This window comes from Kitasatospora sp. NPDC002522 (genome assembly GCF_053595195.1).
In genome coordinates this window covers 150,696-167,085 of record NZ_JBSFXE010000003.1, presented here as the reverse complement: position 1 = coordinate 167,085, position 16,390 = coordinate 150,696, and the positions used below count along the sequence as shown (strand labels likewise).

General features: G+C 75.8%; 14 protein-coding genes. 5 read left to right on the top strand and 9 right to left on the bottom strand.

The features are described from left to right. Positions 1–20 precede the first annotated feature (20 nt). Positions 21–734, bottom strand: a complete 714-nt coding sequence (locus tag ACWD4U_RS03760; protein ID WP_363449245.1) for an ABC transporter ATP-binding protein — start codon at positions 732–734, stop codon at positions 21–23. Between the two features lie 44 nt (positions 735–778). Then, complete coding sequence (locus ACWD4U_RS03755; protein WP_363449247.1) at positions 779–1,834, bottom strand: ABC transporter permease; 1,056 nt, start codon at positions 1,832–1,834, stop codon at positions 779–781. Positions 1,835–2,036: 202 nt separating this feature from the next. On the opposite strand from ACWD4U_RS03755, the gene ACWD4U_RS03750 reads away from it, so the two are divergent. From ACWD4U_RS03750 to ACWD4U_RS03740, 3 genes are all read left to right on the top strand, one after another. Beyond that, on the top strand, positions 2,037–3,374 hold the full coding sequence (locus ACWD4U_RS03750) for a sensor histidine kinase (RefSeq protein ID WP_363449249.1): 1,338 nt from the start codon (positions 2,037–2,039) through the stop codon (positions 3,372–3,374). Continuing rightward, positions 3,371–4,015, top strand: a complete 645-nt coding sequence (locus ACWD4U_RS03745; protein WP_363449251.1) for a response regulator transcription factor — start codon at positions 3,371–3,373, stop codon at positions 4,013–4,015. Before ACWD4U_RS03750 ends, ACWD4U_RS03745 begins: the two co-directional genes overlap by 4 nt. Before the next feature lie 135 nt (positions 4,016–4,150). Then, positions 4,151–4,612: a hypothetical protein gene (locus ACWD4U_RS03740; protein WP_363449253.1), complete on the top strand. Its 462-nt coding sequence runs from the start codon at positions 4,151–4,153 to the stop codon at positions 4,610–4,612. A gap of 7 nt (positions 4,613–4,619) precedes the next feature. On the opposite strand, the gene atzF is transcribed toward ACWD4U_RS03740, so the two are convergent. The 4 genes from atzF to ACWD4U_RS03720 are packed head-to-tail and all read right to left on the bottom strand — an operon-like array spanning position 4,620 to position 11,349. Then, positions 4,620–6,254, bottom strand: a complete 1,635-nt coding sequence (gene atzF, locus ACWD4U_RS03735; protein WP_363449255.1) for an allophanate hydrolase — start codon at positions 6,252–6,254, stop codon at positions 4,620–4,622. Between the two features lie 48 nt (positions 6,255–6,302). Beyond that, a complete protein-coding gene (gene uca / locus ACWD4U_RS03730) occupies positions 6,303–9,890 on the bottom strand; it encodes an urea carboxylase (RefSeq protein WP_363449257.1) in 3,588 nt (1,195 codons plus the stop codon). Then, positions 9,887–10,516 (bottom strand): urea amidolyase associated protein UAAP2, encoded by a 630-nt coding sequence (locus ACWD4U_RS03725; protein ID WP_363449259.1) that lies wholly within the window; start codon positions 10,514–10,516, stop codon positions 9,887–9,889. The genes uca and ACWD4U_RS03725 overlap by 4 nt, the downstream gene beginning before the upstream one ends. Further along, positions 10,513–11,349: an urea amidolyase associated protein UAAP1 gene (locus tag ACWD4U_RS03720; RefSeq protein WP_363449261.1), complete on the bottom strand. Its 837-nt coding sequence runs from the start codon at positions 11,347–11,349 to the stop codon at positions 10,513–10,515. The genes ACWD4U_RS03725 and ACWD4U_RS03720 overlap by 4 nt, the downstream gene beginning before the upstream one ends. 144 nt (positions 11,350–11,493) lie before the next feature. On the opposite strand from ACWD4U_RS03720, the gene ACWD4U_RS03715 reads away from it, so the two are divergent. Further along, entirely contained in the window at positions 11,494–12,171 is a 678-nt protein-coding gene (locus ACWD4U_RS03715) for a TetR/AcrR family transcriptional regulator (protein WP_363449263.1), read from the top strand. Positions 12,172–12,390: 219 nt separating this feature from the next. Here the strand turns inward: ACWD4U_RS03715 and ACWD4U_RS03710 are convergent, their stop codons facing one another. The 3 genes from ACWD4U_RS03710 to ACWD4U_RS03700 form a co-directional block, all read right to left on the bottom strand. Further along, the gene (locus tag ACWD4U_RS03710) at positions 12,391–13,884 is read right to left on the bottom strand and encodes an amino acid permease (RefSeq protein ID WP_363449265.1); all 1,494 of its coding nucleotides are present in this window, start codon (positions 13,882–13,884) and stop codon (positions 12,391–12,393) included. Positions 13,885–14,062: 178 nt separating this feature from the next. Further along, complete coding sequence (locus tag ACWD4U_RS03705) at positions 14,063–14,539, bottom strand: carboxymuconolactone decarboxylase family protein (protein WP_363449267.1); 477 nt, start codon at positions 14,537–14,539, stop codon at positions 14,063–14,065. A gap of 101 nt (positions 14,540–14,640) precedes the next feature. Beyond that, positions 14,641–15,141 (bottom strand): hypothetical protein, encoded by a 501-nt coding sequence (locus ACWD4U_RS03700; RefSeq protein WP_363449269.1) that lies wholly within the window; start codon positions 15,139–15,141, stop codon positions 14,641–14,643. A 226-nt stretch (positions 15,142–15,367) separates the two neighbouring features. Between ACWD4U_RS03700 and ACWD4U_RS03695 the strand changes: the two genes are divergently transcribed. Beyond that, complete coding sequence (locus ACWD4U_RS03695) at positions 15,368–16,387, top strand: nitronate monooxygenase (protein WP_363449271.1); 1,020 nt, start codon at positions 15,368–15,370, stop codon at positions 16,385–16,387. The last annotated feature ends 3 nt before the right edge of the window (positions 16,388–16,390 follow it).

Below are 16,390 nucleotides of genomic sequence, written 5' to 3'. Positions count from 1 at the left end.
CCGGGCTCGGGGCTTCCGGGCTAGCAGCCGCTGCCGGGTTCGGTGAGGCGGCCGTCGTGCATCTCCAGGACGCGGTCGACCCGGCCGAGGAGGTCGCGGTCGTGGGTGACCATGACGGTGGCGGTCCCGTGGGTGCGGGTGATCTCGCGCAGCAGGTCGACGATCTGCGCGCCGCGTTCGTGGTCGAGGGCCGAGGTGGGTTCGTCCACCAGCAGCACCGAGGGGCTGCCGAAGAGGGCACGGGCGATGTTCACCCGCTGGCGCTCGCCGCCGGACAGCTGGTGCGGGCGGCGGCGCTGCTTGGCGCCGTCCAGGCCGACCGAGGCGAGCAGGTCCTCGGCCCGGCGGCGGGCGGCGGACGGCCGGCGGCCGCGGACCGACTCCAGGACCAGCAGCTGCTCCACGGCGGTCAGTGAGGCCAGCAGGTTGGACTGCTGGAAGACGATGCCGAGCCGCTCGCGGCGCAGCGCGGTGCGCTGCCGCTCGCCCAGGGCGCCCGCGTCGACGCCGTCGACCAGCACCTGCCCGGTGTCCGGGCGCAGCAGCGTCGCGGCGACCGCGAGCAGGCTGGACTTGCCGGAGCCGGACGGGCCCGCCACCGCGGTGAACTCGCCGGGGGCGACGGTCAGGTCGACGGCGTCCAGGGCGGTCAGCCGGGCGTCGCCGTCCGGGTAGGTGAGGGTGACCCCGCGCAGGGCGAGGCCGGTGCGGACGGCCTGGAGGGCGGTGGTCATGCGGGGGCTCCCGGGGCTCGGTGAGGTGAGGGGCTGACGGGGCGTCATCGGTTCGCCCCCAGCGCCGCAAGCGGGTCGACGGCGGTGATCCGGCGCACCGCGAGCACCGCGCCCAGCAGGCCCAGCAGCACCATCGCGGTGACCGGCACCGCCACGGTCAGCGCCGAGACGTCGAACGGCACCGCCGCCGAGGCGAACGCCCCGCCGACCGCGCCCACCGCGCCGCCCAGCAGCGCACCCGCCAGCAGGACCGCCGCGGCCTGCGCCAGCGCGTCGCGCACCAGGTAGCCGCTGGACGCGCCGACCGCCTTCAGCACCGCGATGTCCGGCTTGCGCTGCACCGTCCACACCGTGAAGAACGCGCCGACGACCAGCGCGCTCACCGCGAACAGGAAGCCCTGGATCAGCTGCAGGCTGCCCTGCTCGGCCGCGTAGCCGTTGATCCCGGCCAGCGCGTCGTCCTTGCCGACCGCCTTGAGGTCGGCGGGCAGGCCGTGCGGGGTGCCGCGGACGGCCGCCGCGGTGGGCTGCTTCTGGCCGGAGACCCGCTGCCAGGTCGCCGGGGTGGTCCACACGCTCGGCGCGTGCGAGAGCGAACGCTCGGCGGTGACCGCGACGACCGTCAGGTGCTCGGGTCCGACGGTGACCTGCGTGCCGGGGGAGAGGTGGTACTTCGCGGCGGTGTCCGCGCCGACCGCCAGCTCGCCGTCCTTCGGCGCGGCGCCCGCGGACAGCGGCGGCAGCAGCGCGGCGTCGGTGCCCAGCACGCTCACCGAGGCCGCGCCGTCGGCGGTGGTCAGCCGGCTCATCGCCACCCCCAGCGGGGAGACCGCGCCCGCGCCCGGCGCGGCCGCCACCCGGGCGAGCTGATCCGGCGTCAGCGTGCTGGAGGCGAACGACACCTCCGGCTCGGCACCCGGCGCGGCGCCGAACACCACGCTGTCGACGGGGAGTTCGGCGACCGTAGAGGAGGCCGCCGAGGCCAGCCCGCCGGTCAGGCCGTACAGGAACACCACCAGGGTCGTGATCAGGGTGACGACCGCGCCCATCAGGGCGAACCGCCCCCTGGCAAAACGGATGTCACGCAGTGCGACGAACACGGGAACCTTCCGGGAAGTTCGGACTTCGAGGACGTGCGGAGTCGGGACTCGACTACCGCTCCAGCCTCGCCGCCGCGACGACCGCTGCCATCAGGGAGAGGAGGGGACTGCGGACCCCACAAGAGGTGCACCCGAAAATCCATCGAACGGTTGATGCCGCGCCGCGCGGCACGGCGGCGTGCACCCCGTACCCTCGGAAGGCGTGCCCCGTACCGAACCAGCAGCCGCCCCGAGCAGCGCCGACGACGACCACACCCGGTCCACCCCCGCGTTGCGGATGGCCAACCTCGCCGTGCACGGCCTGTTCTTCACCCTGCTCGCCGTGCTGCTGGTCCGCGCCGCGGCCGACGGCCGGCTGGGCCCGGCCGGCTGGGCCACCGCCGGGGCGCTCGCCGTCGCGTACGCGGCCGGCGGGGTGGTCCGGCAGATCCGCGAGTCCCGCGCGCTGGGCACCCTGTGGCTGCTCGCCGTCGCCCTGCTGTGGATCGAACTGACGCTCCAGCACCCCGAGTTCAGCTACCTGGCGTTCCCGCTGTACTTCGTCTGCCTGCACGTGCTGCCGCTGCGCTGGGCGCTGCCCGCGGTCGGCGCGCTCACCGCCGCGGTGATCGCCGCGCAGGCCACCACGCCCGGCGGGCTGACCACCGCGAAGGTCATCGGCCCGCTGGCCGGCGCCGCCGTCGCGCTGCTCACCGCGTACGGCTACGCCGCGCTCTACCGCGAGAGCCGGGCCCGCCAGCGGCTCATCGACGACCTGGTCCGCACCCGCGACGAACTCGCCGCCAGCCAGCGCGAAGCCGGCCGCCTCGCCGAACGCCAGCGCCTGGCCCGGGAGATCCACGACACCCTCGCCCAGGGCCTGGCCGGCATCGTGCTGCTCGCCCGCGAGGCCGCCGCCGAACTCCCCGCCGACCCGCAGGCGGCGGGCGCCCTGCTGCGCGAGGTCGAACAGACCGCCGCCGGGAACCTCGCCGAAGCCCGCCGCTTCGTCCACGCCCTCACCCCGCCCGCGCTCGACGACGCGACCCTCACCGATGCGCTGCGCCGGCTCGCCACCGCCGCCGACGCCGCCTTCCACCTCGACGGCGCCCCCTACCCCCTCCCCGTCGAAGCCGAGGTCGCGCTGCTGCGCCTCACCCAGGAGGCCCTCGCCAACGCCGTCCGGCACGCCGCCGCCCGGCACATCGCCGTCACTCTCGCCTACCTCGACGACGCGGTCACCCTCGACGTCTACGACGACGGCGTCGGCTTCGACCCCAGCACCGCGCCCGGCCCCGGCTCGTTCGGCCTGCACGGCATGCGCGAACGGATCGCCGCGCTCGGCGGCAGCCTCACCGTCGAATCCGCCCCCGGGGAAGGCACCGCCGTCGCGGTGTCGCTGCCGCTGCGGGCGATCGAGAGCCCGAGCGCTCCGGCCGGCGCCGGCGCCGTCCCGGAGGAGGACGCGGACGACGGGCGTGTGCTGCGCGTGGGCGCGATGGCCGGGGCGGCGCGGGTCGGTCGGGTGCGGCGCCTGGTGCTCGCGGGGGTGCGGCGGTGATCCGGGTGCTGGTGGTGGACGACCACCCCGTGGTGCGGCGCGGACTGCGCGCCATGGTCGACGACCTGCCGGACGTCACCGCGGTCGGCGAGGCCGCGGACGGTGCGGCGGCCCTCGCGCTGATCGCCGAACTGCCGTCGGAGCGGCGGCCGGACGTCGTGCTGATGGACCTTCAGATGGGTGCCGGCATGCACGGGGTCGAGGCGACCCGGCGGATCACCGCGCTGCCCGCGCCGCCGGCCGTGCTGATCCTCACCACCTACTCCACCGACGCGGACATCCTCGCCGCGGTCGAGGCGGGCGCCACCGGCTACCTGCTCAAGGACGCCCCGCCCGAGGAGGTGGCCGCCGCGATCCGGGCCACCGCCCGCGGCGAGACCGTCCTCGCGCCGCCCGTCGCCGCCCGCCTCCTCGGCCGGGTCCGGGCCGGCCGTCCCTCGCTCTCCCCGCGCGAGGCCGAGATCCTCCAACTCCTCGCCGAGGGCCTGCCCAACCGGCAGATCTCCAAGCGACTGTTCATCAGCGAAGCCACCGTCAAGACCCACCTGGTCCACATCTACGACAAGCTCGGCGTCGACTCCCGCACCTCCGCCATCGCCTCCGGCCTCGCCAGCGGGTTGATCCGCCCCGTGGAACGCTGACCGCCTCCGGCGGGGGTCGGATGGGTCGACTTCTGTGCCTGTGGCCTTGCGGGCGGGTTGGTCTGCCTTGTGGAGCGCTGACCGCCGGGGGATAACCGCTGGTGGTGGCGGGGTTCGGGGCGGCAGGATGGCGGGATGGATGCTGTGCACACGCTGGCCTGGCGGTATGTCGCCTGGCAGGTCATGCCCGAGGAACTGCCGATGGCTGCTGCCGAGTTGCTGGCTGCGGGCTATGACTCGCCGGCGCTGTGTGACCTGGCGGGGCGGGCGCGGCGGGAGGAGACGGGGGTGCTGCAGGCGTTGCTGGAGGCGGCCGTGGGCGAGCTCGGGGTGGGCCTGCCGACGGTCGGCCGGGCCGAGCGGTATCTGCTGCGGGATCTTGCCCTGCGCCTGCTGTCCGGTGCGGCCACCGCGCTGGAGGTGGCCGCCGCGGTGTCCGGGGTGGAGGGGGAGGACGCCGACGACCTCGAACTGCGTTTCCTGCGCGTCGCCGGCGGAGAGTGCTGCACGCGCTGCCTCACCGACGTCCAGCTGTACAACCCCGAGGCGTACGCCGCCTGGGAGACCGACCTGCGGACCGCCGCCGCCGAGCTCTGACGTGCCGTCACTTCCGGGCGGCGAGGTACGCGGGCCAGGAGCCGTGGTGGGTGATGTCCGGGGCTCCGGCCGCACCGGCCGGGTCGCAGCGGAAGCCGGGGACGGTCCTGCCGTCGGCGAGGCGGACCGGGCCGAGCAGCATCGGGGCGGGGAGGGTGGCGAGCAGGCGGGCGAGGCCGGCCGGGGGGAGCAGCCACAGTTCGCCCCCGATCGCGGCGCCGCCGTCCGCGACCGCCACCAGCCCGGGCTTGGGCGGGTCGGTCGGCAGGGCGTACAGCCGGTACTCCGCGGCGGTGGACACCGCTCCGGCCAGGTGGGCGCCGAGGGCCAGCAGGTGGCCGTTGAGGGGCTGCCCGGTCAGGTGGGCGCCGAAGACCGCCAACGGGACCGGCGGGTCGGTCAGCTGGGCGGCGATCGCGGCGAGCCGGTCCTCGGTGTGCGGCCGCCCGACCAGCATGACGCCGAAGGGCAGGCCGTCGACCTCGCCGGCCGGCACCGCGAGCGCGCACAGGCCCAGCAGGTTGGCGGAGTTGGTGAACCGTCCGAGCCGGGCGTTGCTGCCGACGGGGTCGGCGGCGACCTCCGCGAGCGTCGGGTGGCCGGTGGTGGTGGGGAGCAGCAGGGCGTCCGCGTCGCCGAGTTCGGCGAGCGCCGCCTCGCGCAGGTCGGCCAGCCGGGCGCGGTCGCGGAACAGCCGGTGCGCCGGGAGTTCGCCCGCGGCCAGCACGATCCGACGGACCGTCGGGTCCAGGTCGGGGCCGCCCCGGGCGAGGAACTCGCCGACCGCGTCGTACCGTTCGGCGGCGAACGCGCCGTCGTAGAGCATCGCGGCGACCGTGCTGAACGGGGTCAGGTCGAGCTCGCGCGCCGCCGGGAAGGCGGCGGCGGCCCGCCGGAACGCGGCGGACCAGCCCTCGGCCAGCTCGCCGAGCTGCTCGGGCCGGGGGACGGCGACTCGCCACGGGCCGGGGGCGCGGGCCGGTTGCGGCGCCGGGTCGGCCATCAACCGGTGGGCGGCGAGGGCCAGTTCGGTGGTGCGGGCGAAGACCGAGACGCAGTCCAGGCTGCGGCAGGCGGGCACCACCCCGGCGGTGGGGACGGCCCCGGGGGCGCCCTTCAGACCGACGACGCCGTTGAGCGCGGCGGGCACCCGGCCGGAGCCCGCGGTGTCGGTGCCCAGCGCCAGGTCGACCAGGCCCAGCGCGACCGCGACTGCCGAACCCGAGCTGGACCCGCCCGAGATCCGGGTGGGATCGACGGCGCCCCGCACCGCCCCGTACGGGCTGCGGGTGCCGACCAGGCCGGTGGCGAACTGGTCCAGGTTGGTGGTGCCGAGGACCACCGCGCCCGCCGCGCGCAGGCGGGCCACCGCCGGGGCGTCCGCCGCCGGCCGGTACGCGTAGGACGGGCACCCGGCGGTGGTCGGCAGACCCGCCACGTCGATGTTGCCCTTGACTGCGAGCACCAGCCCGGCCAGCGGCAGGTGCTCGCCCGCCGCCACCCGGGCGTCCACCGCGGCGGCCTCCGCCTCCGGCCCGTCCTGGGGCCGTAGGTCGATCCACACCTCGGGCCGGTCGGCGGCCGCGATCCGGCGGTAGGCGTCCCGGACCCGGGCGAGCGCGGGGGCGGTGGGGATCAGCATCGGCGGAGGTCCTCTCAGCGACGGGACGGGGAAAGGCGGGGGGCGGTCTCAGGACGCGGCGGCCAGCACCAGCAGCGCGGTGCCGGGCTCGACCTGGTCGCCCGGGGTGACCAGCACCTCGACGACCACGCCGTCCTGCGGGGAGGTGATCGACGACTCCATCTTCATTGCCTCCACCGCCAGCAACTGCTGTCCGGCGCGCACGGGTTGGCCGACCGCCACGTCGACCTTCCAGACCGCGGCGGTGAACTCCGCGGCGACCAGCGCCCCGCCGTCCGGCACGTCCACCGGCCCGGCCGGCGGCGGGGTGCCCGCGGCGGCGTCCGCGGCCCGGTCGAACTCGCCCGCGAGTTCCCAGGCATGGCGCTCGGCGGCGAAGGCCGCGGCCTGGCGCTCCCGGAACGCGGCGATCGGCGCGGCCTGCCGGTCGAGCAGCTCCAGGTGCTCGGCCAGCGAGAACTCACCCTCCTCGATCCGCAGTTCGAGCCGCCCGGCGGCCATGTCGGCGCGCATCTCGAGCAGTTCGGCCGCCGACACCGGGTACCAGCGGATCCGGTCGAAGAAGCGCAGCAGCCAGGGCACGCCCGCCCGGAACGGGCCGCGTTGCTGCCAGCCGGACCACATCTGCACCGTCCGCCCGACGAACTGGTAGCCGCCCGGGCCCTCCATGCCGTAGACGCACAGGTACGCCCCGCCGATGCCGACCGAGTTCTCCGCCGTCCAGGTCCGTGCCGGGTTGTACTTGGTGGTGACCAGCCGGTGCCGCGGGTCGAGCGGGGTGGCGACCGGCGCGCCCAGGTACACGTCGCCGAGGCCCAGCACCAGGTACTCGGCGTCGAACACCGTCCGGTACACCTCCTCGACGCTCGCGAGGCCGTTGATCCGGCGGATGAACTCGATGTTCCACGGGCACCACGGCGCGTCGTCGCGGACGCCCGCCATGTAGCGCTCGATCGCCTCCCGGGTGGCCGGGTCGTCCCAGGACAGCGGGAGGTGGACGGTGCGGCTGGGCACCCGGAGCCGGTCGGTGGCCGGCAGTCCGGCCTCCACCTCCCGCACCAGGTCGAGAAGTTGATTTGTCGTCAAAGCGTCCGGGTCGACGTGCACCTGGAGCGAGCGGATCCCCGGGGTCAGGTCGACGACGCCCGGCAGGTCCAGTTCGCCCAGGCGCTGCGCCAGGGCGTTCACGCGCATCCGCAGCGCCAGGTCGAGCTGCATCGGGCCGTACTCCACCAGCAGGTTGTCGTCGCCGCTGCGCCGGTAGGTGACCTCCGGCCGGTCGGCGGTGGCGGCCAGCCGGGCCAGCACACCGCCGTCGGTGACCGGGGCGCGGTCGGCCACCGGGTCGCCGTCGGGGCGGGCGCGCAGCCGGGAGGCGGCGTCCTCGGAGACCGGGACGAAGCGCACCCGGTCGCCGGGGCGCAGCTGGCCGAGCTTCCAGCGCTGGCCGCTGACGACGGTCGCCGGGCAGACGAAGCCGCCGAGCGAGGGGCCGTCCGGGCCGAGCAGCACCGGCATGTCGCCGGTGAAGTCGACCGCGCCGACCGCGTACGGGGTGTCGTGGATGTTGGACGGGTGCAGGCCGGCCTCGCCGCCGTCCGGGCGGGCCCAGGACGGCTTCGGGCCGACCAGCCGGACGCCGGTGCGGGCGCTGTTGAAGTGCACCGACCAGTCGGCGGCGTAGAACTCGGCCATGTCGTCGGCGGTGAAGAACTCCGGTGCGGCGTGCGGACCTTCGACCACCGGCAGGGCCCAGTCGGAGGTGAACGCGGGCCGCTCGGCGACCGGTCCGGCGCCCGGGCCGAGCCGGTCCGTGCCGCCGTGCAGCACGTCCCCGGCGCGCAGCTCGCGGCCGCCGTGGCCACCGAACGCGCCGAGCGTGAAGGTCGCGGCGCTGCCGAGGAAGTCCGGGACGTCGAGTCCGCCCGCGAGCAGCAGGTAGGTGCGCAGGCCCGGGCCGGGCGGCGCGCCGACGGCCAGCTCGCCGCCGGCCGGGACGCGCACCGGCTCCCACTGCGGGACGGGCGCGCCGTCGACCGTCACCTCGGCGGGCGCGCCGGTGACGCACACCCAGGTCGGGGCGGTGAAGCGGAGCGCCGGGCCGAGCAGGGTGCACTCCAGGCCGGGGGCGCCCTCCGGGTTGCCGAGGGCCCGGTTGCCGAGCCGGAACGACAGGTCGTCCATCGGCCCGCACGGCGGCACCCCGACGTGCCAGTAGCCGGTGCGGCCGGGCCAGTCCTGGACGGTGGTGAGGGTGCCGGCCCGGAGCACCTCGATCCGCGGCGTCGGGTCGGCGACGGCGGCCAGCGTCCCGGTGTGGTGCTCGGCGGCGCGCAGCTGCGGCAGGCCGGTGATCGCCCGCAGCAGGCCCAGGTTGGTCTCGATCCCGGCCACCCGGGTGCCGTCCAGGGCCGCGCCGAGCCGGTCCAGGGTCTCGGCCCGGTCCGCGCCGTGCACCACCACCTTGGCCAGCATCGGGTCGTAGGCTGCGGTCACCTCGGTCCCGGTCTCCACCCAGGTGTCCACCCGCACCCCCGGCGGGAACGCCACCTCGGTCAACCGGCCGGCGCTGGGCCGGTGTTCACGGCTCGGGTCCTCCGCGTACAGCCGGGCCTCCACGGCGTGGCCGCGCGGCTCGCCGACCTCGCGCACCACGTCCCGCTCGCCGCGGGCCAGCCGCAGCATCCACTCCACCAGGTCCACCCCGTAGACCGCCTCGGTGACCGGGTGCTCCACCTGCAGGCGGGTGTTGACCTCCAGGAAGTAGGCCCGCTCGCGCGCCGCGTCGTACACGTACTCCACCGTGCCCGCCGAGCGGTAGCCGACCGAGGCGCACAGGTCCCGGGCGGAGACGGCGAGTTGCTTGCGCACCAGGTCGGGGAGACCGGGCGCGGGGGCCTCCTCGAGGACCTTCTGGTTGCGGCGCTGGAGCGAGCAGTCGCGGTCCCCGAGGGTGACCACCCGGCCCGTGCCGTCGCCGAACACCTGCACCTCGACGTGCCGGGCGTGCTCCACCAGCCGTTCCAGGAACACCCCGGCGGTGGCGAAGGAGGCCGCGGCGGTGCGCTGCACCACGTCCCAGGCCGCGGTCAGTTCGGCGGGCGAGCGGCAGGCCCGCATCCCGATGCCGCCCCCGCCGCCGGTGGCCTTCAGCATCACCGGGTAGCCGATCGCGTCGGCCGCCGCCAGCGCCTCGTCCAGGCCGGTCAGCAGGCCGGTGCCGGGGAGCAGCGGCACCCCCGCGGCCTCGGCCGCCGCGCGCGCGGTGTGCTTGGCGCCGAAGACCTCCAGCTGTTCCGGCGTCGGGCCGACGAAGGCCAGGCCCGCGGCCTCCACCCGGCGGGCGAAGGCCGCGTCCTCGGACAGGAAGCCGTAGCCGGGGTGGATCGCGCCCGCGCCGGTCTCCAGCGCCGCGGCCAGCACCAGGTCGGCGCGCAGGTAGCTCTCCTTGGCGGCCGCCGGGCCGAGCCGCACCGCGTGGTCGGCCAGCCGGACGTGCGGGGCCGCGCGGTCCGGGTCGGCGAAGACCGCGACCGTGCGCAGTCCGAGCTCCCGGGCGGTGCGGATGATCCGGACCGCGATCTCGCCGCGGTTGGCGATCAGCAGGGTGTCGAACCCCGGTGCGTGGCCGGTCATCGCGCGGCTCCCTCGGTGACGGTCATCCGCACCGGCGTCGGGTCGAAGCCGTTGCAGGGGTTGTTGATCTGCGGGCAGTTGGAGACCAGCACCAGCACGTCGGTCTCGGCGCGCAGCGACACCCGCAGGCCCGGCGCGGAGCGGCCGTCGACGATGCCGAGGGTGCCGTCGGCCTCCACGGGGACGTTCATGTACCAGTTGAGGTTGGACACCAGGTCGCGCTTGCCCAGGCCCCACCGGGCGCCCTCGGCGAGGAAGTTCTCCACGCAGGCGTGCTGCGGCCAGGTGTGGTGCCCGTAGCGCAGGGTGTTCGACTCGCGGGAGCAGGCCCCGCCGACGGTGTCGTGCCGGCCGCAGTCGTCGGCGACCACGGTCATCAGCGGGGTGTGCTCGGTGGAGAGCAGCGTGTGGCCGGTGGTCAGGAACAGCGTCCCGGCGGCCTGCAGGGTGTCGGGCGCGCTGTAGCGCACCGCCGGGTCGTGCGCGTCGTACAGCAGGCAGTCCACCGCCTGGTTGCCGCCGAGGTCGGTCAGGGTGAGGACGTTCCCGCGGGCGACCACCGCCGACCACGGGGCGCGGGCCGGGACCACCCGGTCGATCAGCGGGGCGCTCTGACGGGTCGTCATCGTTCCTCCCGGAGGCCGGAGTCGAGGGAGCGGGCGAAGGCGAGGGTGTTCAGGTAGGCGCGCAACCGCTCCGGGGTGGCGGTGGCGAGCGGGTCGTCCGCGCCGGTCGGACGGCCGGGCCGGGACCGCAGCAGCAGCGGCGTGCACCGGTACTCCGGGCGCGGGTCCAGCGGGTGCGCGGTGTTGGCGACCAGCACCGTCAGCGGGAGTTCGGCGCGCAGCAGGACCCGGGAGCCCGGGCCGGCCGAGCCGGTGAAGCGCAGCGAGCCGTCGGCCGCCGCCCGCACCCCCTGGAAGAGCGAGACGCTCGGCGCCAGGTCGCGTGGCCCCAGGCCGTGCTTGGCGGCGGCCAGGGTGAACAGCTCCCGCCCGGCGGGCGACGGGCCGTGCGCCGAACCGTCCCCGTAGCGGGCCTCGTTGCGGGCCCGGGCCGAGGTGCCGGTGAGCAGGTCGTGGCGGCCGGAGCCGTCGGCGAGGACGGTCGCCAGCACCCGGCCCTGGTCGGAGAGCAGCACGCTGCCCGCGCCCAGGTACGCGTTCCACTGGACCTTCGCGGTGTCCGCCGGGTTGAGCCGCTCCCAGGTCCGCCCGGTCAGGTACAGCAGCAGGTGCGCGCAGGCGTCGCCGTCGCGGTCGACCAGCTCCAGCTCCGCGCCGGCCGGCAGCAGCAGGTGGGCGTACCCGCCGCCGGGCACCGTCTCCGCCCACAGGGCGCCGTCCGGCGGCGGGAGCATCGGCATGCAGTCGACGACCGCGCCGGCCTGCGCCCGGGCGTGCTCCCGGGCCGCACCGGTGGTGGCGGTGCCGCTCGCGGCGGCGGTGGTTTCTGTCATGCGACAGAAATTAGGCAGCACCGGCGTCCGCGCCATTGCCCGTGCGTAACACGGCAGTTACCGTCTCCTCACCGGGCCGGCCGGCGACCGGATGCAGCAGCGGACGGGCCGGAACCGGTGCCCCGGTGTGCGAGGATCGGGATCATGGCCGCCGTGAACCCCCGCCCCGCGCGCGTCGGACGCCCCCGAGCCGGCGGGCCCTCCGACAGCGGACTCAGCCCCCGGGACCAGGTGCTGGCCGCCGCCGCCGAGCTGTTCACCCGGGACGGCTACACCGCCACCACCACCCGCGCCGTCGCCGAGCGGGCCGGCCTGCGCCAGGCGTCGATGTACCACTACTTCGCCCGCAAGGAGGACATCCTCGCCACCCTGCTGGAGTCCACCGTCGAACCCTCGCTCACCCTCGCCGAACGGCTGCTCGCCCTCCCCGCGGCCGACCCGGCGGCCCGCCTGTGGGCCCTCGCCGCCGCCGACGCCGACCTGCTGCACCGCGGCCTGTACAACCTCGGCGCGCTCTACCAGCTCCCCGAGGTGCGCGGTGAGCGGTTCGCCCGCTTCCGCCGCGCCCGCGCCGAACTCACGGCCGCCTACGGCGAGTTGCTGTACCTGATCGAACCCGGCGAGCCCGCGGCCGAACACCGCCTGCGCACCGACCTGCTGCTCGGACTGGTCGAGGGCGGCATCGCCGTGATCCGCGACCGGAGCACCCACCCCGCCGACCGGATCGGCCCCGCCGTGGCCGACGCCGCGCTCCGCCTGGCCGGCTGCGACCGCGCCGCACGCGAGGCCGCAGCCGCGGCGGGCCGGACGCTGCTGCCCTGAAACACCACCAGCCGCCCGGGGGGAAGGGGCGGCTGACGGTACGTCGGAGCGCGGGGCGCCTGTGGGGCGCTGGCGGAGGGGAGAGACCCGGGAGCTGACGGTCTGTCGGGCGGCTGGCGACTCCGGAGCGCCGACGGAGTGTCGGGGAGCCGACGAGTGCCCCGGCCTGCGGCCCTGCCGATGTGGTGCCCGGCGGCGGGCCGGGGCGGTGGCAGCGTGTCAGGCTGCCGACGGGAGGACGGCTGTCGTCCGCCGCTCCCGGCGGGCTACCGCGGTGCGGTAGAGGGCGCCGGCTGCCAGCGCTGCCGCGAGGACCAGCACGGTGAACCAGCGCAGGTACCAGTGGCCGCCCTGCGGGTCGTAGACGGCGGCCCGCGGCCAGGCCAGGTTGACCGTCATCGCCACGCCGTACAGCAGCGCGAGTGCGTTCACCGGCAGCGCCCAGCGGCCCAGTGAGAACAGCGGGCGGCCCTGCTCGTCGGCGGTCGGAGCGTCGTCCGGGCCGATCGGCAGCCCGCGCAGCCGGCGCACCAGCAGGGCGCCGACCACCAGCGCGACGAAGGCCGCCGGCGCGGCCAGGTTGAGCAGCAGGAAGGCGGCCGCCAGCACGCCGACCAGCAGCGCCGCCGGGCCGGGCATGCCGGTGCGCGGGGAGACCGCCGCGAGGATCCGGGAGCCGGGGAGGGCGCCGTCCCGGGCCATCGAGAAGACCATCCGCGCGCCCGCCGTCTGCATCGCCAGCGTGCCCACGCACACCGCCACCGCGACGTCCGCGAGCAGCACCCGGCCCAGCCCGTCCCCGAGGGCGCCGGTCAGCACGTACGACAGCCCCTCGGTGGCGAGCCGCCCGTCGGTCAGGCTGGGTGCGGCGAGCAGGCCGCCGAGCAGCAGCAGTCCGCCGCCGACGCCCGCCGCGGTCAGTGCGAGCAGGATGGTGCGCGGCGCGGTCCGGCGCGGGGCGCGGGTCTCCTCGGAGAGCTCGCCCGCGCTGTCGAAGCCGATCAGCACGTAGGCCGCCGTGAACGAGCCCACCAGGAACACCCACAGGTAGCCGCCCGAGCCGCCGGTGTGCCCGGTGTCCGCCACCACCGCCGGGGAGCGCTCGGCGCGGGTGAACAGCAGGACCGCGATCAGCACGATCCCGGCCAGCTCGGCGGCCACGCCCACCCCGTTGACCGCCGACAGCACCCGGTTGTCCAGCACGTTGACCAGCGTGGTGAACGCGATCAGCGCACCGCCCAGCAGCACCGCGTTGGCCGCACCGCTGGGCGCCGTCAACGCGGGATCGCCGCCCACCAGTTGGAACCCCGACCAGAGCGCCGGCAGCACCACCTGGAGGGCCAGCGCCGCGGCGGCGACCACCACCACCTGCCCCAGCACCATCAGCCACCCCGTGAACCAGCCGTAGCCGGGCGAGGCCAGCCGGGAGGCCCACTGGTAGATCGCCCCCGAGATCGGGTAGCGGGCGGCCAGTTCGGCGAAGCAGGCCGCCACCAGCAGCTGGCCGCCCAGCACGAGCGGCCAGCTCCAGACGAACGCCGGCCCGGCGAAGCCGTAGCCGAACGAGAACAGCTGGAACACCGTGGTCAGCACCGAGATGAACGAGAAGCCCGCCGCGAACGAGGCGAACCGGCCCATCGTGCGGTGCAGTTGCTGCGGATACGGCACGCCCTCGGCGGCCTGGACGGGAACGGGGGGAGCGCTGGTGGTCATCGGGCACCGGCCTTCCACGAGCCTGTGGAGCACGTTTTTCTGTCGACCGACAGAAATAGGGCAGGCGCGCTTCTACGGCATTGCCCGTCCGTTGCCGCGACGTTGCCTTGTGCTCACCCGGGTCCGGCCCGGGCCCGGGTGTCGAACCCGGGCGCCGGGCCGCCGGATCGCGGGGCCGTCAGGCGTACTGCCCCGGGACGTAGTCACCCGCGGGCTGACGGATGATCACGTTCATCCGGTTGTAGGCGTTGATCAGGGCGATCAGCGACACCAGGGCGGCGAGCTGCTCCTCGTCGAAGTGCCGCGCCGCGTCGGCCCAGGCCTCGTCGGAGACCCCGGTGGCGGCGTCGGCGATCCGGGTGCCCTGCTCGGTCAGCTCCAGTGCGGCGCGCTCCGCCTCGGTGAAGACCGTGGCCTCCCGCCAGGCGGCCACCAGGTTCAGCCGCACCGAGGTCTCCCCGGCGTGCGCCGCGTCCTTGGTGTGCATGTCGGTGCAGAACCCGCAGCCGTTGATCTGGCTGGCGCGGATCTTCACCAGCTCCTGCGTGGCGGCCGGCAGGGTGGAGGCCGTGATCACCTGCCCGGCCGAGTTGATGTACTTGGCGAACTTCGCACCGGCCGTGCTGCCGTAGTAGTGGGGGAGACGGGCGTCCATGTCGGGCTCCTTCGATCGCTTCGTGTGCGCTGTCGAAGGACTGACCCCGCGGCCCGCGGCGATGTGACAACCCCTGCCTGTGACCCCCGTCACTCGGCCGGTCAGAGGAGGTAGGCGATCCGGCCGGTCAGGAGCAGGTAGCCGAGGGGGAGCAGGACCACCGGGAGCAGGACCCGGAGCCTGGCGCGGGGCGGCAGGCCGGGCGTCAGCAGGAAGGCGGTCAGGCCGAAGCAGCCGGCGACGAACAGGACCAGTTCGGGCCAGGACTCGAAGGGCCGTCGGGCGGTGGCGAGCACGTACACGCGGGCGGCGATCAGGATGACCAGCACGGCCATGCCGGAGACCTGCCAGGCCGGGCGGACGCCCGCCAGCCGCAGCAGCGGCCAGGAGAGCAGGCCGCACACCACCGGGGCCGAGAACACCACCAGGACGAAGAGTCCCAGACAGCCCCAGCCCTTGCCGCAGCGGCCCGCCTCGGAGACGGCCTGGATCGCCGCGATCGCACCCGCCACCAGTGCCCCGAGCAGGGCCCCCACGGCAGCCCCGCGCAGGGCCCGGCCGAGCGGGTCGACCGCTCTCGTCCCGCCGAGAGTCATCGTCATGTGCGGCATCCCCCTTGCCGATCGCCGGTCGCAGCCGCGTCATTCTGCCAGCCGCAGAGCGGTCGGCGGAGCGGAATCCGCGGCCGGACCCGGTCGGCGCAGCGGAATCCGGCGCCGGCCCGGATCGCGGCGACCCGCCGTAGGCGAACGGAGACCCGCCGGGAGCGCGGCGGCCCGACGTAGGGTGGACGCAGGGGGCCCCGGGTCAGGCGTAGGGAGCTACGGCATGGAGTTCGACTGGGAGATTCCGCTGGTCGCGGCGCCGATGGCAGGCGGCGCGAGCACCCCGGAGCTGGTGGCGGCCGTCACCGAGGCGGGCGGGCTGGGATTCCTCGCCGCCGGGTACCGGAGTGCCGCCGCCATGGTCGAACAGGTCCACCGCACCAGGGAGTTGACGGGCGGCCGCGAGTTCGGCGTGAACCTGTTCGTGCCGGGGCCGCCCGCCGCGCCGGAGCCGGTCGCCGCGTACCGGGAGCGGCTGCTGCCGGAAGCGATGCAGTGGGGCGTGGAGCTGCCCGCGGCGGTCGCGCCGGACCGCGACGACTGGGACGCCAAGCTGGTCGCGCTGTTCAACGACCCCGTCCCGTACGTGTCCTACACCTTCGGCCTGCCGACCAGGGCCGAGGTGCGTGCGTTCCGGTCCGCCGGGATGCGTCAACTCGGCACCGTCACCAGCCCGGAGGAGGCCCGCACCGCCACCGACCGCGGCATGGACGCGCTGGTGGTGCAAGGTCCCGAGGCCGGCGGCCACCGCGGCACGCACCGCGCGGAGGACCGGCCGAACGAGCTTCCGCTGCTGCAACTCCTCGGCGAGGTGCGGAAGGTGACGGACCTTCCGCTGATCGCCGCGGGCGGCCTCGGCGACGGCCGGGCGATCGCCGCGGCGCTGCGGGCCGGCGCGGTCGGCGCCCAGCTCGGCACCGCCTACCTGCGCGCCGACGAGTCCGGGGCGTCCGCCGCGCACCGGCGGGCGCTCACCGAACTCGCCGCGACGACCGTCACCCGGGCCTTCACCGGCCGCCCCGCCCGCGCCCTGCGCAACGCCTTCATCGACCGCCACGACGCGTACGCCCCCACCGCGTACCCGGAGGTGCACCACCTCACCCAGCCGCTGCGCGCCGCCGCCGCGAAGCGCGAGGACCTGACGGCGATGCACCTCTGGGCGGGCACCGCCCACCGCCGCACCCGCCCGGGCCCCGCCGCCGAGCTGACCCGGGCGCTGTGGCGCGAGGCGTCGGACGGCTGACGC